Consider the following 21049-nt stretch of genomic DNA (forward strand, 5'->3'; position numbering starts at 1 on the left):
CGTTGTGGGTTCATGAGCGGTGGCGGCGTGCCCAGCGGCGGAGTTCGTCGGTTCCCCACACCAGCGGCGGGAACGCCGCGATGAGGAGGACGACGTCCAGGGGGAGGGCCGCGGTGCCGAAGAGGTGCTGGAGCAGGGGCGTGTAGACGAGCGCCGCGGTGAAGGCGAGTTCGAAGGCGATGCCGGCGAGCAGCAGGGGGTTGGTGAAGAGGCCGATGTCGTGCAGGGCCGCGTGGTCGGTGCGGGCGGCGAAGGCTGTCCCGACCTGGCAGGTGACGATGCCGGCGAAGGTGGCGGTGGTCGCGGTGAGGTAGGCGTGGTGGAGCGGGGTGCCGGGGTCGACCGGGTCGCCGGGGTGCCATCCCGCGCGCCAGAGAACGTAGAAGAAGGCCGTCATGACGAGGGCTGCGGAGACGGTGCCGAGCCAGCCCCAGCTGCGGATCAGCATGTCCTTGTTGATCACGCCTTGGGTGCTGGGGCGCGGCGGCCGGTTCATGATCCCCGGTTCTGCGCGCTCGCGGCCGAGGGCGAGGGCGGGGAGCGTCTCGGTGCCGAGGTCGATGGCGAGGATCTGGAGCACGGTCAGCGGCAGTGGAACGGCCCCGCCGGAGAGGGCGAACACGAGGAAGGGAACGACTTCGGGGGTGAGGTGGGCGAAGATGTAGACGATGAACTTGCGGACGTTGTCGTAGACCCGGCGTCCGGATTCGATCGCCGTGACGATGGTGGCGAAGTTGTCGTCCGTCAGGACCATGGTCGATGCCTCGCGGGCCACGTCCGTGCCCGATCGCCCCATGGCGACGCCGATGTGGGCGCGGTGCAGGGCCGGGGCGTCGTTCACCCCGTCGCCCGTCATGGCGACGATCTGTCCGTGGCTCCTCAGGGCGTCGGCCACCTTCAGCTTCGTCTCGGGCGAGGAACGCGCGAAGACGACCTCGGTGTCGCCCTCGCGGAGGAGATCGTCGAGCCGGTGGTCGTCGACCGTCTCGGACTGGGCGATCACATGCAGCTTCGGCACGCCGATGCCGACGGCGCGGGCGATCGCGGCGGCCGTGGCGCCGCTGTCGCCGGTGACGATGTGCACGGTCAGGCCGGCCTCGTGACACCGCCCGACCGCGGCCGCGACTTCCGGGCGCGGCGGATCGTAGAGGCCGACCAGCCCGAGCAGGTGCAGGTCCCGCTCGGCCTCCTGGCGCCGCGCCGGGCCGTCGGCACCGGCCGGCAGGTCCCGCACGGCGACGGCGAGTACCCGCATGCCGTCGGCGGCCAGGGCCTGGGCGGCGTCCTGTGCCTGCCGGGCCGGCTCCCCGCCGGCCAGCAGTGACAGGACGGCTTCCGGGGCGCCCTTGGCGATGACACGGAGGCGGCCGTCCTCCAGCGCATGGACCACCGACATCCGGCGCAGGCGCGGGTCGAAGCGGAAGCAGGCCCGTCGGCGGGCGTCCCGGTCGGCCAGATCCAGCGGAACTGCTTGCTGTGCGGCTCCGTCGACCAGTGCGGTCTCGGTCGGGTCGCCGTGCAGCCGGCCGTCGGCCTCGCGCGTGACCGTCGTGCACAGGGCCGCTGCACGGATGAGCTCGGCGCTCCAGGGCCCGGACTCCGTGAGGTGCCCAGGCGTCCAGAAGTCGTGCAGTCGCATCTCGTTCTGTGTGAGGGTCCCGGTCTTGTCCGTGCAGATGACGTTCGTGGAGCCCAGGGTCTCCACCGCGCTCAACCGCTTGATCACCGCGCCCTGCCGGGCCAGCACCCGGACGCCGACGGCCAGGGCGAGGGTGATGGTGGGCAGCAGCCCCTCGGGCACGTTGGCGACGAGCAGGCCGATCGCGAACATCAGCGAGTCGGTCACCGGGAGGCCAACCGCCACGCCGGTCACGAGGAAGACGGCGCTCATGGCGACGGCCACCGCGGCGATGAGCCAGGCCACCCTCTTGACCTGTCTCTCCAACGGGCTCGGCTCGCGACGGGTGCGCTGGCTGAGGGCGGCGATCCGGCCGAGCTCGGTGTGGTCTCCGGTGGCGAAGACGATCGCCTGCGCCTGCCCTTCCGTGGCGCTGGTGCCGCTGAAGACGAGGTTCGGCTCCTGTAGCACGGGGAGTGCTTGCAGGCCGGGCCCGGGTAGGCGCTCGACCGGCGTGGACTCGCCGGTCAGCATGGACAGGTCGGCTTCGATGCCTCCGCCGGTGAGGCGGGCGTCCGCGGGGATCCGGTCGCCTTCCCCGAGGACGATGAGGTCACCGGGGACCAGATCACGGGCGGGGACGTGCTGTGGCTGCCCGTCGCGGATCACCTCGGCCCGTGTGGGAAGGTAGCGGGCCAGGGTCTCGACGGCCTTCTCGGCCTGCCGTTCCTGGACGAGCGCAAACCCGGCGTTGACGAGGACGACCGCGACGATCGCCCAGCCCAGGACGTCAATGGCCGCGAAGAAGGCGAGGGCGGCCGCTGCCCACAGCAGCAGGGCCAAGGGATGAACCAGCTGCCGCAGGAGCTCTCGCAGGATGCTCGGCTGCGCTGAGCGGCGCACCTCGTTCGGCCCGTAGACCGTCAGTCGGCGCGCTGCCTCCCGGCTCGACAGCCCCAGGGGGCCCGTGTGCAGCTCACGGCGGAGCAAGGGAAGGGGCTCAAGCGGATCCGGCACGATGTCCGGCGCGTGCCTCGGGCCCACGGCACCGTCAGCCATCGTCCGCTCCCTGATCGGGCCGCATACGGCCTGTCCAGAGGGGTTCGACGTCCTTCCACTCGGATTCCCAGGCCCGGGCGCAGCGAGCGTCGACGATCCGGAGCCCGAAGGCTGCGAGGACACCTGACACGAGCAGGGTTCCCGTGAACGCTGCCGTACCGAAGACGAACGCCTCCAGTGCGAGCTCGGCCGTGTCCGGTGGCGCGGCGACAGCGTTGCCGCGGTCGTCGACCCATACACGGACGGTGTCCCCCTGCCGCGTTCCCGGCGGGACGGAGACGGTTTCCCTGTGCGCGCGGTCGGGGGGATAGTGCCAGGTGGCGGCGGCAACGGTGGTGGTTCTGTCACTCGGCCGGCCGCCGGCCCGGTAGGTGGTCCCGCCGACCGTGACGGCCATGACGACGTGCCGGTGGCGGGCGACCGTCTCGGCGGTGTGTCTGCCGTCAGTCCAGGCAGCCCACCCGACGACGGCACCGCACACGACGGCGATCAGGCAGGCCACGGCGAAGGCGGCGTGCAGAGCGGTGCGGGCCCGGTCGGCTTTGCGTCGAAGCGGGTTGGCCCCCGGTCCCGTCGTCCGGTCGTCCATGGCACGCCTCCGCGCTGCACACGTACCGAGCCGGGCCGCCCCGTTCAGACGGCGCTGAGCTCGTCGCTGATGTGGTGTGCCCAGGTCTGGATACGTTCGGGGTTGCGGTAGTCCCCGCCCTTGCCCTGGTGGAGCATCGAGCGGACGAGGAGTCCGGGGGTACGGGCCGTGACACTGCCACCGAAGGTCTTGTGCTCCCGTGCACCGATGAGTTGCATCTGCCGGGCGACGGCGGGAGTCGGGGGGATCTCGCGCTCCTCGGCCGAGCGGTCGAGGGGGCCGCTGCTGAACAGCCACACCGGGCGCTTCCGGAGGGAATCGGCATTGCGTTCGGCGCAGCGCTTGGCCTTGCCGCTCCAACGGCCTGCGTAGAGGGAGCCGCCGAGGACGACGGCGTCGTAGTCACGGACGTCGTGGATCCCGTCCGCGGGCAGTACGACGGCCTCCAGCCCGTCCTCGCGAAGCGCGCTACCGATCTGCTCCGCGATGCCGGCCGTGGCGCCGTGCTTGGTCCCGTAGGCGACCAGGACTCTCTTGGTGGTCATGTCGGGCCTCCTTGTCTCCACCGTGCGGCCTGTTGCCACTGTCACGCGGCGAGCGGCGACTCCGCTTGGGTCGGACGGTTCCCGGCGGGGGCCGTTCGGCCCTCCCTCTACCTGCGATCCTCGGCCGCCGCCACGTGCTGCTTGACGGCAGCGAAGCTGTCCGGGGCCACGGATATGGAGTCGATCCCGACGTGGACGAGGAACGCTGCGAAGGCAGGATCGTCGCTGGGGCGCTGACCGCACAGGCCCACAGGCCGACCCGCGGCCTGGGCCCGCGGGACGAGGGTGCTGATGAGGCGGGTGACTGCCGGGTCGTTCTCGTCGAAGACGTGGGCGAGGACTTCGGAGTCGCGGTCGACACCGAGAGTGAGCTGGGTGAGGTCGTTACTGCCGATCGAGAAGCCGTCGAATCGCTCGGCGAAGTCCTCCGCGAGAACGATGTTGGCGGGGATCTCGGCCATCACGTAGACCTTGAGCCCGTTCTCTCCGCGGCGCAGGCCCTCCTCGGCCATGACGGCGAGGACCTTGTCGGCTTCTTCGAGGGTGCGGCAGAAGGGGATCATGACGATGACGTTGGTCAGGCCCATCCCGTCGCGGACGCGACGCAGGGCCCGGCATTCGAGGGCGAAGCCCTCGCGGTAGCCGTCGCTGTAGTAGCGGCTGGCGCCCCGCCACCCGATCATCGGGTTCGGCTCCACCGGCTCGAAGGGCCGGCCGCCGAGCAGCTTGGCGTACTCGTTGGTCTTGAAGTCGCTGGTGCGGACGATGACCGGTGCGGGCCACCGGGAGGCCGCGATCCGGGCGATGCCGTACGCCAGGCGGTCGGTGAAATAGCGGCTGCGGTCGAGGTGTCCCTGGGTGAGCTGATCGACGGCGCAGCGCTCGGCGGGGTCCAGGCGCTCCGGGTGCAGCAGGGCCATGGGGTGGACCTTGACCTGGTGGGCGACGATGAACTCCAGGCGGGCCAGGCCCACCCCGTCGGCGGGCAGCCGCCACCAGCGGAAGGCCGCTGACGGGTCGGCGAGGTTGAGCATGACCCGGGTCCGCGTGGCGGGCAGCGCGGCGAGGTCCGTTTCGGTCTCCTCGTACGGCACCAGGCCCGCGTACACCTTGCCGCGGCTGCCTTCCGTGCACGAGACGGTCACGGGGGCACCCTCGCCCAGGACGTCGGTGGCGTTCCCGGTACCGACGACGGCAGGAACGCCGAGTTCCCGGCTGACGATCGCGGCGTGCGAGGTGCGACCCCCGTGGTCGGTGACGATGGCCGCGGCCCGCTTCATGATCGGTTCCCAGTCGGGGTCCGTGACCGGGGTCACGAGCACAGCTCCCTCGGGGAAGCGGTCCAGGTCCACGGGGGTCCGAAGGCTGCGCACGGGGCCGGCGCCGATGGCCTCGCCCACCGCGATGCCTTCCGTGAGGGCCTCGCCGGGCATGCCGGTGAGGCGGCAGCGGCGCAGGGTGGTCGCACGTCGGCGGGACTGTACGGTCTCCGGGCGGGCCTGGACGACCGCCAGGTCGCCGGTGATCCCGTCCTTGGCCCATTCAAGGTCCATCGGGCAGCCGTAGTGCTCCTCGACGGCAACGGCCCACTGGGCGAGCCGGCACACCTCGGCGTCGGTCAGGACTCGTCGGGCCTGCTCCTCGTCGGTGGTGTCGACGGTATCGGTCAGTCCGCGTGCAGCGTAGACGGCCTTGCAACGCTTGGCCCCGACGCGCACGTCGATGACGGGGTTCAGGGCAGGGTCCTTGAGACCGGGCTTGAAGACGGTGTACTCGTCCGGGTCGGTCTGCCCGCTGACGACGGTCTCGCCGAGCCCCCAGGCCGCGCTGACCACCACAACCTCCGGGAATCCGGTCTCCGGGTCGAGGGTGAAGATCACCCCGGCGCCGGCGAGGTCCGAGCGGACCATCACCTGGACACCGACGGACAGCGCGACCCGCAGATGGTCGAAGCCCATCCGCTCGCGGTAGTCGATGGCCCGGTCGGTGTAGAGGGAGGCGTAGCAGCGGTGCACGGCCGCAAGCAGAGCCTCGGCGCCGCGCACGTTCAGGTACGTCTCCTGCTGGCCGGCGAAGCTGGCCTCCGGCAGGTCCTCGGCGGTGGCGCTACTGCGTACGGCTACCTCCGGGTCCGGCCTTTCCAGCGCGCGCCCGAGATCCTCGTACGCGGCGGCGATCTCGTCCCTCAGCGCCCCGGGCAGCGGCTCGGCCATGACCAGCGAGCGGATGCCCGCTCCCACCTCCTCGAGCGCCACGCCGTCGTGGAACCGGTCGAGCTGCTGCCGGATGCGGGTGCGCAGCTCGTGTCCGTCGAGCAGTTCGCCGTAGGCCTCGGCGGTCGTGGCGAAGCCGGGCGGCACGACCACGCCGGCAGAGGCGAGCCGGACGGTCAGCTCGCCCAGCGAGGCGTTCTTCCCGCCGACGCGGCCGACGTCGCCGAGGCCGAGCCGGGTGAACGGTATGACGCGTCGCGTGTGTTCCATGACGTCCTCCGGTGGCTGCGTCGCGGCGGGGGCTCAGTACGGCGGGGTGCGGCCGGACGGCGTGCGCCGGTCCAGCGGTGCGGGTCTGCGGGGCTGCTTCGGCCGGGACCGGATCCGCGTGCGCCGCATCGCGGCCATCCTCTTGGGGAAGCGACGCCGGTTCGGGGTCCAGGTTCCAGGATCACGCCGCGGATGCCCGGTCCACAGTGCCGAGGGGCCCAGGCACCCAGGGCCGGGTGGTCCGCTCGTGGTCAGGGCCGGTCGGCCCGTCGGCACGGTACCGGGCGGTGGACCCATACGGCTGTCCTGCGCCTGTCCTCTCTCGTGTCCGAGGCAGGAGGAAGCACCGGCTCACGGTAGGTGGCCGCACTGCCCGGCACGGCCACCGGACGTTGAAGGCGCGGGTCCAAAGCCGATCCCCGGGAGCCGTGCACGACGGAGGCCGGGGCATCGAGCCCGCGCCCCACGGCGGAGGTCTACTCGACGGGCACGTCCTGACGGACGATGGTCACCGGGCACGGGGCGTGGAGTGCCGCCTGCTGGCTCACCGAACCGAGCAGGGCCCGGCGGAAGCCGCCGCGGCCACGGCTGCCCACGACCAGCACGTCGGCCCCTTCGGCCTCGGCCACCAGGACCTCGGCCGGATGGCCGTGCACCAGGCGCTCGTGGACCAAGGAGGCGCCGTCCTCGCCGAGTACGGTGCGGACCTCCTCGACCAGGAGCCGCTCGGCCTCCTCCTCGTCGAACGTGGCGTCCACCGCAGGAGCCGACCACGACGCGCTGCCCGGTACCTCCCACGCCGTAACCGCCACGACGTTCCCGCCGACGAGGCCGGCGTACCGCACGGCCCAGCGCAGCGCGGCCTGGGAGGAGGGCGATCCGTCGAGGCCCACCACGATCCGTGGAGTCCCGTTCTGCGTGTCCATGCCCTTCACCCCTTCCGGCCCCCTCCCTCCAGCGTGTACGAGGCGCGTACGCGCCGCCATACGAGGGGTCGTACACGGCCGTCTCAGCCTCCGGGCAGGCGGAACCACCGTTCCCGGCCCGCGGCGACCTGCTCGTGCCTCCCGCCGGGCAGGACCAGGGGCACGGGGCCGAGGAGCGACGGCGGGACGCGGACGCCCAGCCTGCCCGGCCGGAACCGGATGCGGATGTCCCGGTGCCCGAGGTACGCGAGGGAGAAGGCGGAGCCGGGGATCCCGGAGAGGGGTACGGGGTCGATGTGCAGGCCGTCGGTGCCGGGTTCGAGCCCGGTGACGCCGCGTTCGACGAGGTCGAGGGTGCCGGCCATGGCGCCCAGGTGGATGCCCTCGCCGGTGGTGCCGCCCTGGATGTCGGTGATGTCGCCGAGCAGGGCTTCCCGGCAGTACCGCCACGCTTCGGGGCCCTGCTGCCGGGCGAGGACCCAGCCGTGGACGAGGCTGCTGAGGGTCGAGCCGTGGCAGGTCCGCCGCAGGTAGTACGCCACCGTCCGCGCCCACAGCGCGTCGTCGAGGGCGTAGCCGAGCCGACTGAACAGCCGGGCGAGCTCCGCGGGGCGGAAGAGGTAGCCGAGCATGAGGGTGTCGGCCTGTTTGGAGGCCTGGTAGCGGTTGGGGGTGTCGCCCTCGGCCTCCAGGATGCGGTCCAGGCGCCGGATGTCGTGGTAGCGGGCGCGGTACGCGGCCCAGTCGAGCTCGGCGAGGTCGCCGTAGCCCTGGAACTGGCTGATCACATCGCGGTGGAAGGGCACGTACACGCGGTGCGACAGTTCCTCCCAGCCCCGGAGGTCCTCCGCGGCAAGGCCGAGCCGGGCGAGGAGCTCTGTGCGTCGGCTGGCGGGGAGTTCGGCGTACAGGTCGAGGGCGCGGGCGAGCACCCAGGCCGCGGTGACGTTGGTGTACGCGTTGTCGTCGATGCCGGGGGCGGCGGCGTCCGGGTAGGCGTCGTGGTACTCGTCCGGGCCGACGACCCCGCGGATGCGGTAGCGGCCGAGGGCGGCGTCCCAGGTCGCGGCGCCGGCCCAGAAGTGGGCGATGTCCAGGAGGAGTTCGGCGCCGGGTCCGTGCATGAACCCGGTGTCGCCGGTGGCGAGCCCGTACTGCCACACGTTCCAGGCGACGGCCGAACCGACGTGGCGCTGGAGGTGCGAGTGGTCGGGCAGCCAGCGGCCGGAGCGGGGGTTGAGGTGCAGCCGTTGTGTCTCCTCGGCACCGGAACCGCCGCTCTGCCAGGGGAACATCGCCCCCGGGGCGCCGGCCCGGCGGGCCGCTTCCCGGGCCGCGGGCAGCCGCCGGTGCCGGTACATCAGCAGCGCGCGTGCGGTCTCGGGGAAGTGCAGGGCGAGGTGGGGCAGGACGAACAGCTCGTCCCAGAAGACGTGGCCGCGGTACGCCTCCCCGTGCAGCCCCCGGGCGGGAACGCCGGCGTCGAGCTCGGCGGTGTGCGGGGAGAGGGTCTGCAGCACGTGGAAGGCGTGCAGGCGCAGGATCCCGCCGGTCTCACCCTCAACTCTCAACTCTCCTTCGTCCCAGATCCGTCGCCAGGCCGCCCGGTGGGACGCCAGCAGGGACGGGAAGTCCGGGGCGTGCCCGGCGTACTCGATGCCGCGCCGTACGGGATCGGCGAGGGGACGGTCGAGCGAGGTGAACAGGGCGGCCGTCTTCACCACCACGGCCGGCCGCCCTCGCCTGACCGGCAGGACGGACGTCTGCGTGGCGGCGGTGGCCGTGCACGCCCCGTCCACGGCCGCCAGGGGCCGCACGGAGGTCCGTACGGCAAGCCCGATCCGTACGTCGGAGGCAGAGGTACGGAAGGACAGCCAGGCCGTGCCGGCCGCCTCGACGCCGGCCCGGTGCTCGACGAGGTGCCGTCCGTCCAGGGCGCGGTAGCGTGCCACACCCGCGTTGGTGACGTTCCCGTCGAGCACGGCGGCCACCTCGATCCGGCCGCTCCAGCCGTATGCACGGAGAACGGTGCGCTGCGCGGCCAGGTGCGGGTCGCCCATGTGGACGAGGCGGGTGTGGGTGACGCCGAGGCGGCGGCCTTCGGCGTCGTGGAAGAGCATGTGGCGGGTGAGCGTTCCGGCGCGCAGGTCCAGCGAGACGCGGTGGTGGCGCAGGGTCGGGTGGTCCGGGGTGAGCCAGTCGCCGGGCGGTGCGCCGTCGGGCAGGCAGCGGTAGCGCAGGGCGGTCCAGTCCGGCAGCCGGACCATGTCCTCGTTGGCGACCGTGCGTCCGGCGACGGTGGAGGTGAGGCGGTCGTAGCAGCCCGCCAGGTAGGTGGCCGGGTAGTGGACGGCGTCGGCGGTGCTCTCGGGGGCCGATCCGCGGGTGGCGAAGCGGCCGTTGCCTAGGGTGCACAGGGATTCGACCAACCGCTCGGTCCCGGGGTCGTAGCGCTGGTACTCCCAGTGCCAGGAGGTGTTCACGGCCGGCCGTCCCCGAGGAGGGCCGGCAGCCCGCTCAGATCGGGGAGGACGAGGCCGGCGCCGTGCGCGCGCAGGGCGTCCGCCGTGGACGGGTCGCCGTCGCAGCCGATCCCCACGACCAGGCGGAAGCCGCCCCGGCGGCCCGCCTCGACGCCGACGAGCGCGTCCTCCCCCGCTGCGGTGTACTCAGGACCGGCACCGAGCCGGTCGGTCGCCTCCTGGGAAGGGGCGGGGGCAGGTTCGCCGGGGAGGGCCAGCGCGGCCGCCTCGTCGCCGTCGACCAGGGCGGTGAAGAAGCCGGTGAGGTCTGCGGACGGGAGGAGGGCGCGGGCGGGCCGCGAGGCCGAGGCGGCCGCGCGGGCGATCGGCGTCTCCCGGAGGCGCAGGAGCGCGGGCCGGACGTCTTCAAACACCTCCGCGCCTTCTGTCGGCACCATCGCGGAGAAGATCTGCTCCTTGCGGGCGGCGACCGCGTGCACGGTGCCGCAGCCCGGCGGGTCCCCCGGGACTCCGGCTGGGAGGTCGATGCTGCGGGCCGCGAGGAAGGCCCGTACGCCGTCGAGCCGGGACCGGCCGTCCAGCAGCTCCCGGTAGTCGCGGACGGCGCCGAACGCGCGCGGCGGTTCATCTGTGTCCGGGTGCTGCCATGCGGCGAGGCACCCGTCGAAGGTCTCCTTCCAGGCGGCCGCGTGGCGGGCCGCCGCGGCCAGGAGCACCCCGTCCGGGTCGGAGACGACCGCGCGGACGACGTCCATCAGCCGTGCACCACACGGCGGCCGGTGAGCCGGACGGGAGTGAGCCTCATCCAGTGGGTGCGCTCGCCGCCGACCCACGGCTGGGACCGGGCTGCGGCGCCCAGGTGCCGGAGTTCGGCGGCGTCGGTGACGGCTACGAGCGCGCCGACGGCCAGGACGCTCCGGCCTTCGGAGGTCACGTCGTCGGTCTGGTCGATCTCGAAGGCGGCCTCGGTTCCCGCGGCTCGGGCGGTCACGGCAGTGAAGACGGCGATTCGACCGACGCCGTGCGTGCCCAGCAGACCTCGGCCCGCTCCGCACTGCCGGCCCAGTTCCGCGCCGCTCAGGCCGAGGGCCTCGCGGCGGGCCGCCAGGCGGCGGCCGAGGTCGGTGCGTCCGCCCGTCCCGCCGGACGGCCGATGTGGGGTTCGCGGGGTGCTCGTCATGGCGATCACTGCTCCTGGGGTGGCACGGCGAACCGTCTCGCCGGGGTGTACTGCCATCGAGGACGTCTACCTCGTGCGAGGTCGAGAAGACGCCCGCGAGCAGGACCGCGTCGTGCCCAGGGTTCCGGCCCGGGGTGAAGTCGGGCACGTCGCCTTTGACGGGGTCTTCCGGCACCTGCTGCCAGCCGGTCCGTTCCGGCCCGTAGAGGAACCGCTCCCTTCATAGCGCGGCCTTCCCTCTGCTCTACAAAAGCGTCGACGCCAGGCTGTCCCTCCATCTCTCTGCCGCGCTTGGGCCGGTCGGGACCGATCAGGGGCCGGTCGGGCCCCTCACCCAGCCGGAGTCGGATGCGATGGTTGAGATCGGCATCCGTTCCGAAAGGAGGGCTGCCGCCATGTTGCCGTCCCGTGGTTCCGCCCGTCCGGCTCTGCTGTCCTTCCTCGGCGGTGTGCGGACGGTCACCGGCAGCAAGTTCCTCGTCGAGAGCGACCACGCCCGGATCCTCCTCGACTGCGGGCTCTTCCAGGGTGTCGCGGACCTGCGCCGCCGCAACTGGGCCAAGCTGCCCTGCGACGCCACCGACATCCACGCCGTCGTCCTCACCCACGCCCACCTCGACCACTGCGGCTACCTGCCGCGCCTGGTCCGGCACGGCTTCCGCGGCCCCGTCCTGGCCGGCGCCGCCACCGCCCGCCTCGCCGAGATCGTGCTCCGCGACAGCGCCCGCCTGCAGATGGAGGCCGCCGAGCACGCCAACCGGCACGGCTGGTCCAAGCACCGGCCGGCCAAGCCGCTCTACGACGACGACGACGTCGACCGGACGGTGAAGTTCTTCGACCCGGTCCCGGTCGGCAGCGAGGTCGAGATCATGGCCGGCACCCGGCTGACCCTGCACCACGGCGGCCACATCCTCGGCTCCGCCTGGGCGCACGTGATCCTGGAGGACGGCCACACCCTCGCCGTCAGCGGCGACCTCGGCCGTCCCGGCCACCCGCTGCTCCTGCCACCCGAGCCCTTCTCCGGGACGGACGTCCTGCTCGTGGAGTCCACGTACGGCAACCGCCGACACGACCACGACAGCGCGCAACGCGCGTTCGCCGCCGTGATCACCCGCGCACTCGCACGTGGCGGGACCGTGGTCATCCCGGCCTTCGCGATCGACCGCACTGAGGTCGTCCTCCACGAACTCGCCGCCCTGCGCGGCGACGGCACCCTGCCCCGCCACGTGCCCGTCTACGTCGACAGCCCTATGGCCCTGGCCGCCCTCGACGTCTACCGCGACGCCGTACGGGCCCGCTCCCCCGAGCTACGCCCCGAGACCATCGCCCAGGGGGAGGCCGCGATCAGCCCGGAGCCCTTCCTCGCCGCCCGCACCGTCCAGGAGTCGATCGACATCAACCACACCACCGGCCCGGCGGTGATCGTCTCCTCCGCCGGAATGGCCACCGGCGGCCGCGTCCTGCACCACCTCCACCGGGTCCTGCCCGACCCCCGCAACGCCGTCGTCATCGTCGGCTTCGCCGCCGAGGGGACCCGCTCCCGGGACCTGGTGGACGGGGCCCGCACGCTGAAGATGTTCGGCGAGTACGTCCCCGTACGCGCCGAGGTCGCCGACGTCCCGCACTTCTCGGCGCACGCCGACGCCGGCCAGATCATCGACTGGCTGCGCGCCGCGCCGGCACCGCACACCACCTACCTCGTCCACGGCGAGGAGACCGCCGCCGAGACGCTCCGGGACCGTATCGAGGACGAGCTCGGCTGGACGGCCGTCGTACCCCGGTCCGGCGAAGCCGTACTCATCCGCTGAGACGGGACGGACGGTCCGGCGGTGTGCCCCGCGCGGCACTCCCAACCCGGCCGGTGCCGGCTCAGAGTAAGGGCGAAAGGTTGGAGGCAGACCTTGAGGAACACGCCCACCGTCCTGGAAGCGATGGCTCCGGAACACGCGAGACCCCAACTCGCCCACGCACGCTGAGGACCCCGCCATGACCTCCACCCCGTACACGGTCGCCGACGTCATGACCACCAGGGTCATCGCCGTCACCCCGTCGACCGGTTTCAAGGACATCGCCGCCGCGATCGAGCGGTGGAAGGTGACCGCCCTCCCCGTCATCGAAGGCGAAGGCCGCGTCGTCGGCGTGGTGTCCGAAGCGGACCTCCTGCCCAAGGAGGAGTTCCACGAGCACCGCCCCGGCCTGATCGAGCAGATGCGCCGCCTCGGCGACACCGCCAAGGCCGGCTCCACCCGCGCCGAGGACCTCATGACCACCCCCGCGATCACCATCCGCCCTGACGCCACCCTCCCCCAGGCCGCCCGGCTCATGGCCGACCGGCACGTCAAGCGGCTGCCCGTCGTCGACGCAGACGGCACGCTCAAGGGCATCGTCAGCCGCGCCGACCTCCTCAAGGTCTTCCTCCGCACCGACGAGGACCTGACCGCCGAAATCCGCCAGAGCGTCGTCACACGCTTGTTCCCGCTCTCCCACGCAGCCGTCAAGGTCACCGTGTCCCAAGGAATCGCCACCCTGACCGGTCAGGTGAAGGACCGGGACCTGATCCCCCTGGCAGAGCGCCTCACCCACTCCGTCGAGGGCATCGTCGACGTCCGCTGTCGGCTCCAGGCACCCAACACGGAATGAACCTCCAGGCCCACCCGCCATACCGGCTGACCGGGCGGACCGCAGCGGCTCCCGGGCGGGCGCCACCTCCCCGCCTCTGCTGGACCACCGGCGCGGTCCCGAAGTGCCGAAGCCCCGGTCGGAACAACGGAGCGTTCGCCACCGCCACAGCGGTATACATGGGCCGAACATCACCGCGCGCGGACCGGGTGGTGCACCCCCACACAAGCGAACGGCCTGGCGGCGCGCTGCGCCGCTCCGCGGTTCGCCGGCGCACCCCGGTGCTGTGCTGCAGTCACGGATGGGGCCCCTGGGTCCCGGTCCACCCCTGTCGGTCCTGTCGGTCGGGCGGGCGCCGCAAGCAAGCTGGACGGACAGACCACCTGCGCACGTGCAGGCACCACAAGGAGGCGTGTCATGACGGCCTTGGTGACAGTGGGCGTGGACAGCTCACCCGAAAGTCCCGCGGCGGTGGCGCGGGCCGCACGGGAAGCGGTGCTCCGTGATGTGCCGCTGCTCCTTCTCCATGAGGAGCACTGGACGGATCCCCCCGGGACCACCGGACCACCGCGGCATCGAACCACCAATCCGAAGCACTGCTCCGCGACGCAGCCGAGCGGGCTCGCCGGGACCAACCCGCCCTGGAGGTGAGCACGCGCTGTGTCCGGGGCCGCGCCGCGGAGGGACTGGGCCGGGCGGCGGACGAGGCGGAGCTGACGGTGCTCGGCTCCCGGGGACAGGTGGCATCAGCGGGTTCCTGGTCGGCTCGGTGTCGCTGGCCGTCGTCGGCACGGCACCCGGCGTCCTTGTACGAGCGCCCGCGTACGGCCCGGGGCAGACCTCGGAAGGTGAGGTCGTCGTGGGCATCGATCTGGCCCGCCGCGTCACCGAAACCCCGAAAGACCTGCTGCGTCCCTGGCAGGGGACCTACAGCGGGGTCAGCGTCACCCATGAGGTGGTCACCGCTTCCCCCGGGGCCCGGCTGGTGGAGGCCGCTCAGGGCGCCGCAATGCTGGTCGTCGGCCGACGTGCCCGGAAGGCGCCACTCGGCCCGCACATCGGCCACGTTGCGCACGGGATGATCCACCACAGCTCCGCCCCGGTCGGGACGGGGGTCGCCGGTCAGCCGGCCGGGCGGGGCAGGGCAGGGCAGCGAGTCGGCGGAACGCGGCGGCGACGTCGTGTCTCCAGGGCCACCGGTCTCAACGGTCCTGACGCCATCTGACCATGTAAGCGGGCGCCTCCACTTCGTGTCGGTCTTCTGCGTAGGCCTCCCACTCGGCCACCACCCGCAGCGCGCCGTCGGGTGCCTTCCGCCGGGGCCCGAGAAGCGCCTGCAGCTCCTCGTAGCGCCTGTCGACCCCACCATCGCCAGGAAAGCCCGTCGTCCCGGTGCTTTCGGCGACGCGCCTATGCCAGTCGGCAGTTACCGCCGACAGTTCACGCTCCAGGGAAAGCGACGCTTCATCAATGGGCCACACAAAGTACTCGTCGTCGTGGGGATCGTCGGGATGCCAGTAGTCATGGACGGCCCTGAAGTAGTGCGGTGTCCCCTGGACATCGGCAATCCCCTTCCTGGGGCCGTCGTACCAGTCGTGCTCCACATAGACCCGCTCGAATCCCGCGCGTACCAGCATCAGCCTCGTGGAGTTCTCCACCATCCGGGCAGGATATGGAACTCCCGTTCGAGTCGCACGGCAATATCCGGCGGTCAGGTTTGGCCTCCCCGTTTCAGGGGGGCGCGAGGCGTCGACGCCGTCGCCAGCTCGATACGGATCTCCGGCGGTTGGTGCAGCGTGTTGTGGACGGTGCAGTGGGAGGCGACGGCCAGAAGGCCGCTGCGGCGCTGCTCGGGCAGTTCGGGCGGCGGCACGATCACGAGGCGCACGACGGCGACACGGGCTGGTCGGTCGGCAGCCATGGTGAACTCCGTACGCACACGCAGCCCCTTCCGCGGCAGGTCGTGGCGGTGCAGATAGCGTCCGGCGTAGAACGCCACGCACGTGGCCAGTGACGCGGCGAACAACTCGGTGGGCGTCGGGGCGCGGTCCGTCCCACCTGCTTCCACGGGCTGGTCGACCAGGAATCGGTGGCCGCGGACATCGACGGCGTAAGCGTCGCCTCCGACGTGGATGGCTTCGAAGTGGTGCACGTCCTCGGCCCGCCGCCCGGCGGTCTTCTCAGACCCCGTGTCCGTCATGACCCCACCTCCGTTCGCAGGACACCCGGCGTGCCAACGCCGCAGGCCGTTCGAGACGGTTCGCAGGGCCGCGTGAACCGACTCGAAGAAATGCCCGACCCGTTCCTCGGGCAGGTTCCATGCCGGGTCCGCCCCGCCGATCACTCCAACGATGAGACGGTGGTCGGCGATCTCGGGCACGCATCGGACACGGTACTGGTCCATCGTGCGCAGAACCCGCGCGCGGTCGAGGTCAGCGCAGGGAGGGGCAGGCCTGCCCCGGGCCGGCCGCCCCGCCTTCATGCGGTGTGGGTCCTTGCGTTTGGCCGTCTCGTCCTCCCGCACGCCATGGCACCCGTGTGCATGATGGGGTACGCCGCGTTTTCCTTTCGCGCCCTCAGGTCATCCCGTGGCTGCTGCCCACTGTGGATCGCCGGCTGGGATCCCGGCAATGGGTCGCTCGGGCCCGAAAGGGCCCACCAGGCCCTTTACGGCGTGGCCCGTCGCCGCGTACAGGCAGTCCACGGCCGGCCGGGCTTACCGGCGGCGGGTGCTGGGGCGGCCGGGGCGCACTTGGGCCGGCGCCGAGGTGTACGCCGCGGACCAGGGCCTGGGGCTTGGCCGGGCAAGCAGGCAGGCAGGCAGGCGATTCTCACCTCCTGGGGGACGGGTCGGAGCCACGGATGTGCTCGATGTCCAGTTCCAGGAAGTGGGCCGAGCAGGAGATGCACGGGTCGTGGTTGCGGACGGCCCGCTCGCACAGGTGGGTGAGCTCTGCCTCGGACGCCTCTCCGCGGTCGAGTCCGGCCTGGACGTTCCGGCGCAGGTCCTCCTCGATGGCGCCCTGGTTCTGCGCGGTCGGCGGCACGATGCGGGCATCGGTGATGCGACCGCCGTCGCCGAGCGTGTAGCGGTGGTACAGCAGGCCCCGTGGTGCTTCCGTGGCCCCGTGTCCGGTTCCGACCCGGGCCGGAACCTCCACGTACGGGCGGGGCGGCGGCTCGTACGCGTCGATGATGCGCAGTGCCTCCTCGACGGCGTACAGGACCTCCACCGCCCGTACGAGGATGCTGCGGTAGGGGTTCCTGCACACGGTGCCGTTCCCGGTGCCGGTTGCGCGCGGGAGACCTGGTGGCTCGCCCAGTCCGGCCTCCCGGGCCGCTTCCAGGGCTGTGGCGGAGAGCAGGTGGCCACTGATGGCCCAGCGGGCGAGCGAGCCGGTGAGATGCCTGCGGCCGTCCAGCCGGGAGTGCAGGGCCGTGGAGTACGGCACCTGCGTCTCGGTGATGTGCCGGGAGAAGTCCCGGAGGGGGAAGGAGAGCGGCGCGAGCGGCGCGTCGTACGGGAGCACGGCGGGGATGCCGGACTCGATGGCGTAGGTGCCGGCTTCGGCGAGGGCGAAGAAGTCGGCGTCGCACTCGGCGTCGGGGAAGTCGAATCCGGCCACCCAGCGGACCGTGTCCCACGCGTCGTCCAGGGCCGTGCGCAGGCGCTCCGCCAGGGGCCGGAGTTCGTTGCGGGTCGGGGTGCGGTGGAAACCGCCGAGGCGGACGTTGACGGGGTGGATCGCCCGGCCCCCGAGCAGTTCGACCACCGCGTTGCCGATCTGCTTCAGGCGCAGTCCGCGTTCGACGTGGTCCCGGTGCGTGCGGGACAGCCCGATCACGTCGTCGTGGCCGAGGAAGTCGGGTGCGTGCAGCAGGTGGATGTGCAGGGTCTGGCTCTCGATCCATTCACCGCAGTACAGCAGGCGGCGCAGGGCGTTCAGTTGTCCGTCGACGGTGACACCGCACGCGTCCTCGACCGCCCGGCAGGCGCTCATCTGGTAGGCGACGGGGCAGATCCCGCAGATGCGTGAGGTGAGATCGGGGGGCTCGGTATGCGCTCTGCCGCGGAGGAAGGCCTCGAAGAACCGCGGGGCCTCGTAGATCGCCAGGCGCGTCTCGGTCACGGTGCCGTCATGGATGCGCAGGTGGAGCGCGGTCTCGCCCTCGACGCGGGTCAGGGCGGGGATCCGCAGGACCTGGGAGCGGGGCGTGGGCTCGTTCATCCGGTTCCTTTCGCGTCCGTCACGCCGGGCCCTTGCTCCTCCACGGCGGCGAACGCCGTCACGTTGAAGGTGTGCAGGAACCTGCCGACGTCCTCCTCGCTCATCCCGTCGCGGTGCAGCAGCGGGACGAGCGCGGGCAGGTTCGTGGTTGCGGCCGGACCGAAGCAGCCGTAGCAGCCGCGTCCGTATGTCGGGCACAGGGCCCCGCAGCCGGCGTGGGTGACGGGGCCGAGGCAGGGTGTGCCGTGGGCGACGGTGACGCAGACGTTGCCGCGCCGTTTGCAGGCGAAGCAGACGCTGTGGTTCGGGATGCCTGGTTTGCGTCCCGAGAGGAAGGCGGTGATGACTTCCAGGAGCTGGCCGCGGTCGATGGGGCAGCCTCGGAGCTCGAAGTCGACGGGGACGTGGGCGGAGATGGGTGTGGAGGTGGCGAGCGTCGCGATGTAGTCGGGGCGGGCGTAGACGGTTGCCAGGTACTCATCGACGCGGGCGTAGTTGCGCAGTGCCTGGACGCCTCCGGCGGTGGCACAGGCGCCGATGGTGACGAGGTGGCGGGAGTCGGCGCGGATGCGCCGGATGCGGTCCAGGTGTTCGGGGGTGCTGACCGATCCTTCGACGAGCGCGAGGTCGTACGGGCCCGGCGCGGCGTCACTGGACGCTTCTGCGAAATGGGCGATCTCCAGTTCGGCGGCGATGCCGAGCAGTTCGTCCTCGCAGTCGAGGAACGTGAGCTGGCAGCCGTCGCACGAGGCGAACTTGAAGACGCCCAGTCGGGGACGGGCGGACTGCCGGGGTGGGGCGGGGGTGTTCATCTCACAGCTCCCGGACGGTGAGCAGGGATGCGGCCTGGTCGTAGCCGACGACCGGGCCGTCGCGGCAGAGCAGCAGGGGGCCGAGCTGGCAGTGACCGCAGTGCCCCGTGGCGCAGCGCATGTTGCGTTCGAGGGAGACCTGGATGCGGGCGGGGTGCACGCCCCGGTGGGCCAGGGCCCGCGCGGCCGCGCGGATCATGACCTCGGGGCCGCAGACGAAGGCGGTCGTGTCCGCCGGGGTGAACCAGGCCTCTCCGATCAGCGCGGTGACGACTCCTACCCTGCCGGTCCAGTCGCCGGACGGCCGGTCCACGGTGGCCACCGCGAACGGCCGGCGCCACGTGGGGAACTCGTCCGGGTACAGCAGATCACGGGGGGTCCTGGCGCCGACGAGGACGTTGAGCCGCCCGTACGCGTCCGGCTCGGCCAGTACGGCGTGGATGAGGGGGCGCAGCGGGGCGAGGCCGATGCCGCCGGCGATGACCAGGACATCTCTGCCGCGCGCCGCGGCCGTGTCCCATCCGGTGCCGAACGGGCCCCGGACCCCTACCTGTGAGCCGGGCCGCAGCTCACACAGCGCGCGTGAGACGGCACCGACGGCCCGGACCGTGTGCGCCAGTCCCCGCCCGTCGAGGAGTCGCGACACGGAGACGGGGATCTCGCCCGCACCGAACGCGTACAGCATCGCGAACCGGCCCGGCGCGAAGGTGGGGAGGTGCTCGCCGACCGGCTCCAGCGCGAGCGTGACCGTGTCGTGTGTCTCCTCCTGCCGGTCCACCACACGGTAGGGAAGCGGTGTCAGGGCCATGGCGTGGGCCCGCTCTCCTGCGGTCCGTACAGGTCGAGCAGTCGGGTGCGTGTGGCCCTGAGCCGTTCCCCGATCGTCGCGGCGACCAGCGTGACGAGTGCCAGACCGAACGCGGGCCGTTCGGTGCACAGTGCGCGTACCGCGGCGGCGTCGAACTCCCAGGCGTGGACGGATTCCCGGGTCTCGGCACCGAGATGCCACTGGCGTGGTGGGCACAGCCACGACCATCCGAGCAGTCCGCCCGCACCGATGGTCTCGACGACCGCACGGCCCCGGCCCGGCACCTGGACGTCGAGTGCGACCGTGCCCGAGCGGATGATCCAGAAGCGGTCCGCCTCCCCGCCTTCCTCGAACACCCGTGTGGCGCCCGGCAGGACGACCTCGCGGGCCAGGGCCGTCAGCCTCTCCCGCTCCTCCGCGGGCAGGCCGGCGAGCAGTCCCTCGCCGCCGGGCCCGTCCGGAGCCGGGGTCATGGCGTGTTCTCCCTCTGCACGGCCTCCTGGTGCAGGGCGTGGGCCTCCTCGGTGAGGTCGATGCCGGTGGGGCACCAGACGATGCAGCGGCCGCAGCCGACGCAGCCGGAGCTGTCGAACTGGTCGTGCCAGGTGCCCAGCTTGTGGGTGAGCCACTGGCGGTAGCGGCTGCGGGGGGTCGCCCGGACCGGGCCGCCGTGCAGCAGCGAGAAGTCCAGGTCGTAGCAGGAGTCCCAGCGGCGCCACCGCTCGGCGTGGTCGCCGGTCAGGTCGGTCACGTCCTCGGTGGTGGTGCAGAAGCAGGTCGGGCAGACCATGGTGCAGTTGCCGCAGCTCAGACACCGAGCCGTGACGTCGTCCCAGCGGTCCGCCTCCAGCGTGTCCCGCATCAGCGCGCGCAGGTCCACCGGAGGCATGGACCTGCCCATGCGCTCGGCAGCCTCGTGCACGCCATGGGCCGCGGCGGTTCGGGTGGCGTCGTCGGCGACGCGGCGGGGGACTTCCGCGAGGATCGCAGCTCCTTCCCCGGTCCCGCTCCGGCACAGGAAGCGGTGGCCGCCGTCGTCCAGCACTTCGGTGAGGGCGAGGTCGTAGCCGGCGTCCACGGCCGGTCCGGTGCCCATCGAGACGCAGAAGCAGGTGGCGCCCGGCTCGGTGCACTCGACCGCGATCAGGAGGGCTCCCGTACGCCGGGAAAGGTAGGCGGGATCCCGGTACCGGCCACCGGACATCACCCGGTCCAGGATCCGGATGGCGCGCAGATCGCACGGCCGCACGCCGAGGAAAGCGTACGAGACGGGCTCAGGCCTCTCCTCGCGCACGGTCAGCTCGCCGCCGGGCCCGCGGTCCGCGGACCACTGGCGAACCCGCTCGGGGTGCAGGAACGACTTCCACGACTGGGGCCCCGCACTGTGCGCGAAGGCGGCTCCGTCGTCGCGCCGGCGGACCCGGTACCGCCCCGCCTCCAGCTCCACCCCCCACCCGTACGGCAACTCGGCGGCGGAGTCCAGCTCGTCGAGGACGATCGCTCCGTCCCGCACGATCGGGCCGATCACCGTACGGCCGCGGCGTTTCAGGGCCTGCACGAGCGCATCCAAACCGCTGCGGTCGAGTACCGCCTCGATCCCGCCGCCGAAGGCCCGTCCGGTGTCTTCGGGATCGCTCATCCTCTGCCCTCTCCTCCGCGCACCACGGCCCCGGGGAAGCGCACTTCGGACACGATCCA

Annotated in this window: 18 protein-coding genes; 3 read left to right on the forward strand and 15 right to left on the reverse strand. The window is 72.2% G+C overall.

All coding sequences use genetic code 11. From position 1 onward, the window contains the following. Nucleotides 1-10 precede the first annotated feature (10 nt). The 8 genes from ACSHWO_RS00415 to ACSHWO_RS00450 all read right to left on the reverse strand — a co-directional run bounded on the left by ACSHWO_RS00415 (nucleotide 11) and on the right by ACSHWO_RS00450 (nucleotide 10883). Nucleotides 11-2608: a cation-translocating P-type ATPase gene (locus ACSHWO_RS00415; protein ID WP_438309534.1), complete on the reverse strand. Its 2598-nt coding sequence runs from the start codon at nucleotides 2606-2608 to the stop codon at nucleotides 11-13. A gap of 61 nt (nucleotides 2609-2669) precedes the next feature. Then, entirely contained in the window at nucleotides 2670-3266 is a 597-nt protein-coding gene (locus ACSHWO_RS00420) for an Rv1733c family protein (RefSeq protein WP_438309535.1), read from the reverse strand. A 44-nt stretch (nucleotides 3267-3310) separates the two neighbouring features. After that, nucleotides 3311-3811: a flavodoxin domain-containing protein gene (locus ACSHWO_RS00425; RefSeq protein ID WP_438309536.1), complete on the reverse strand. Its 501-nt coding sequence runs from the start codon at nucleotides 3809-3811 to the stop codon at nucleotides 3311-3313. A 107-nt stretch (nucleotides 3812-3918) separates the two neighbouring features. Further along, the gene (gene ppsA / locus ACSHWO_RS00430) at nucleotides 3919-6294 is read right to left on the reverse strand and encodes a phosphoenolpyruvate synthase (RefSeq protein WP_438309537.1); all 2376 of its coding nucleotides are present in this window, start codon (nucleotides 6292-6294) and stop codon (nucleotides 3919-3921) included. A gap of 476 nt (nucleotides 6295-6770) precedes the next feature. Beyond that, complete coding sequence (locus tag ACSHWO_RS00435) at nucleotides 6771-7220, reverse strand: universal stress protein (RefSeq protein WP_404235538.1); 450 nt, start codon at nucleotides 7218-7220, stop codon at nucleotides 6771-6773. 83 nt (nucleotides 7221-7303) lie between these two features. After that, nucleotides 7304-9703, reverse strand: a complete 2400-nt coding sequence (locus ACSHWO_RS00440) for a glycoside hydrolase family 65 protein (protein ID WP_438309538.1) — start codon at nucleotides 9701-9703, stop codon at nucleotides 7304-7306. Next, nucleotides 9700-10458: an HAD family hydrolase gene (locus ACSHWO_RS00445; protein WP_438309539.1), complete on the reverse strand. Its 759-nt coding sequence runs from the start codon at nucleotides 10456-10458 to the stop codon at nucleotides 9700-9702. Before ACSHWO_RS00445 ends, ACSHWO_RS00440 begins: the two co-directional genes overlap by 4 nt. Further along, nucleotides 10458-10883, reverse strand: coding sequence for a hypothetical protein (locus ACSHWO_RS00450; protein WP_438309540.1), 426 nt, complete (start codon nucleotides 10881-10883; stop codon nucleotides 10458-10460). Before ACSHWO_RS00450 ends, ACSHWO_RS00445 begins: the two co-directional genes overlap by 1 nt. 395 nt (nucleotides 10884-11278) lie before the next feature. Between ACSHWO_RS00450 and ACSHWO_RS00455 the strand changes: the two genes are divergently transcribed. From ACSHWO_RS00455 to ACSHWO_RS00465, 3 genes are all read left to right on the forward strand, one after another. Further along, nucleotides 11279-12691 (forward strand): MBL fold metallo-hydrolase RNA specificity domain-containing protein, encoded by a 1413-nt coding sequence (locus ACSHWO_RS00455; protein ID WP_438309541.1) that lies wholly within the window; start codon nucleotides 11279-11281, stop codon nucleotides 12689-12691. Nucleotides 12692-12869: 178 nt separating this feature from the next. Beyond that, nucleotides 12870-13523 (forward strand): CBS domain-containing protein, encoded by a 654-nt coding sequence (locus tag ACSHWO_RS00460; protein WP_438309542.1) that lies wholly within the window; start codon nucleotides 12870-12872, stop codon nucleotides 13521-13523. Nucleotides 13524-14361: 838 nt separating this feature from the next. Continuing rightward, complete coding sequence (locus ACSHWO_RS00465) at nucleotides 14362-14727, forward strand: universal stress protein (protein ID WP_438309543.1); 366 nt, start codon at nucleotides 14362-14364, stop codon at nucleotides 14725-14727. Here the strand turns inward: ACSHWO_RS00465 and ACSHWO_RS00470 are convergent. The 7 genes from ACSHWO_RS00470 to ACSHWO_RS00500 form a co-directional block, all read right to left on the reverse strand. After that, nucleotides 14705-15163, reverse strand: a complete 459-nt coding sequence (locus ACSHWO_RS00470) for a hypothetical protein (RefSeq protein WP_438309544.1) — start codon at nucleotides 15161-15163, stop codon at nucleotides 14705-14707. The genes ACSHWO_RS00465 and ACSHWO_RS00470 overlap by 23 nt on opposite strands. A gap of 50 nt (nucleotides 15164-15213) precedes the next feature. After that, nucleotides 15214-15882 carry an OsmC family protein gene (locus tag ACSHWO_RS00475; RefSeq protein WP_438309545.1) on the reverse strand — a complete coding sequence of 223 codons (669 nt, stop codon included), beginning with the start codon at nucleotides 15880-15882 and terminating at the stop codon, nucleotides 15214-15216. A 451-nt stretch (nucleotides 15883-16333) separates the two neighbouring features. Further along, nucleotides 16334-17731 (reverse strand): Ni/Fe hydrogenase subunit alpha, encoded by a 1398-nt coding sequence (locus ACSHWO_RS00480; protein WP_438309546.1) that lies wholly within the window; start codon nucleotides 17729-17731, stop codon nucleotides 16334-16336. Further along, a complete protein-coding gene (locus ACSHWO_RS00485) occupies nucleotides 17728-18543 on the reverse strand; it encodes an oxidoreductase (RefSeq protein ID WP_438309547.1) in 816 nt (271 codons plus the stop codon). Before ACSHWO_RS00485 ends, ACSHWO_RS00480 begins: the two co-directional genes overlap by 4 nt. Before the next feature lies 1 nt (nucleotide 18544). Then, complete coding sequence (locus tag ACSHWO_RS00490; RefSeq protein WP_385805109.1) at nucleotides 18545-19351, reverse strand: FAD/NAD(P)-binding protein; 807 nt, start codon at nucleotides 19349-19351, stop codon at nucleotides 18545-18547. Next, the gene (locus tag ACSHWO_RS00495; protein ID WP_438309548.1) at nucleotides 19342-19824 is read right to left on the reverse strand and encodes a cyclic nucleotide-binding domain-containing protein; all 483 of its coding nucleotides are present in this window, start codon (nucleotides 19822-19824) and stop codon (nucleotides 19342-19344) included. The genes ACSHWO_RS00490 and ACSHWO_RS00495 overlap by 10 nt, the downstream gene beginning before the upstream one ends. Beyond that, nucleotides 19821-20990, reverse strand: coding sequence for a 4Fe-4S dicluster domain-containing protein (locus tag ACSHWO_RS00500; RefSeq protein WP_438309549.1), 1170 nt, complete (start codon nucleotides 20988-20990; stop codon nucleotides 19821-19823). The genes ACSHWO_RS00495 and ACSHWO_RS00500 overlap by 4 nt, the downstream gene beginning before the upstream one ends. Nucleotides 20991-21049: the final 59 nt, after the last annotated feature.

Source organism: Streptomyces pallidus (ex Mingjun et al. 2026), from assembly GCF_051550185.1.
GTDB lineage: Bacteria > Actinomycetota > Actinomycetes > Streptomycetales > Streptomycetaceae > Streptomyces.

Bases quoted from the DNA above. Each gene is read 5' to 3' on its own strand.
- ACSHWO_RS00420 (WP_438309535.1), bottom strand. From the start codon at position 3,266: ATGGACGACCGGACGACGGGACCGGGGGCCAACCCGCTTCGACGCAAA.
- ACSHWO_RS00425 (WP_438309536.1), bottom strand. From the start codon at position 3,811: ATGACCACCAAGAGAGTCCTGGTCGCCTACGGGACCAAGCACGGCGCC.
- ppsA (WP_438309537.1), bottom strand. From the start codon at position 6,294: ATGGAACACACGCGACGCGTCATACCGTTCACCCGGCTCGGCCTCGGC.
- ACSHWO_RS00435 (WP_404235538.1), bottom strand. From the start codon at position 7,220: ATGGACACGCAGAACGGGACTCCACGGATCGTGGTGGGCCTCGACGGA.
- ACSHWO_RS00445 (WP_438309539.1), bottom strand. From the start codon at position 10,458: ATGGACGTCGTCCGCGCGGTCGTCTCCGACCCGGACGGGGTGCTCCTG.
- ACSHWO_RS00450 (WP_438309540.1), bottom strand. From the start codon at position 10,883: ATGACGAGCACCCCGCGAACCCCACATCGGCCGTCCGGCGGGACGGGC.
- ACSHWO_RS00455 (WP_438309541.1), top strand. From the start codon at position 11,279: ATGTTGCCGTCCCGTGGTTCCGCCCGTCCGGCTCTGCTGTCCTTCCTC.
- ACSHWO_RS00460 (WP_438309542.1), top strand. From the start codon at position 12,870: ATGACCTCCACCCCGTACACGGTCGCCGACGTCATGACCACCAGGGTC.
- ACSHWO_RS00470 (WP_438309544.1), bottom strand. From the start codon at position 15,163: ATGGTGGAGAACTCCACGAGGCTGATGCTGGTACGCGCGGGATTCGAG.
- ACSHWO_RS00480 (WP_438309546.1), bottom strand. From the start codon at position 17,731: ATGAACGAGCCCACGCCCCGCTCCCAGGTCCTGCGGATCCCCGCCCTG.
- ACSHWO_RS00485 (WP_438309547.1), bottom strand. From the start codon at position 18,543: ATGAACACCCCCGCCCCACCCCGGCAGTCCGCCCGTCCCCGACTGGGC.
- ACSHWO_RS00490 (WP_385805109.1), bottom strand. From the start codon at position 19,351: ATGGCCCTGACACCGCTTCCCTACCGTGTGGTGGACCGGCAGGAGGAG.
- ACSHWO_RS00495 (WP_438309548.1), bottom strand. From the start codon at position 19,824: ATGACCCCGGCTCCGGACGGGCCCGGCGGCGAGGGACTGCTCGCCGGC.
- ACSHWO_RS00500 (WP_438309549.1), bottom strand. From the start codon at position 20,990: ATGAGCGATCCCGAAGACACCGGACGGGCCTTCGGCGGCGGGATCGAG.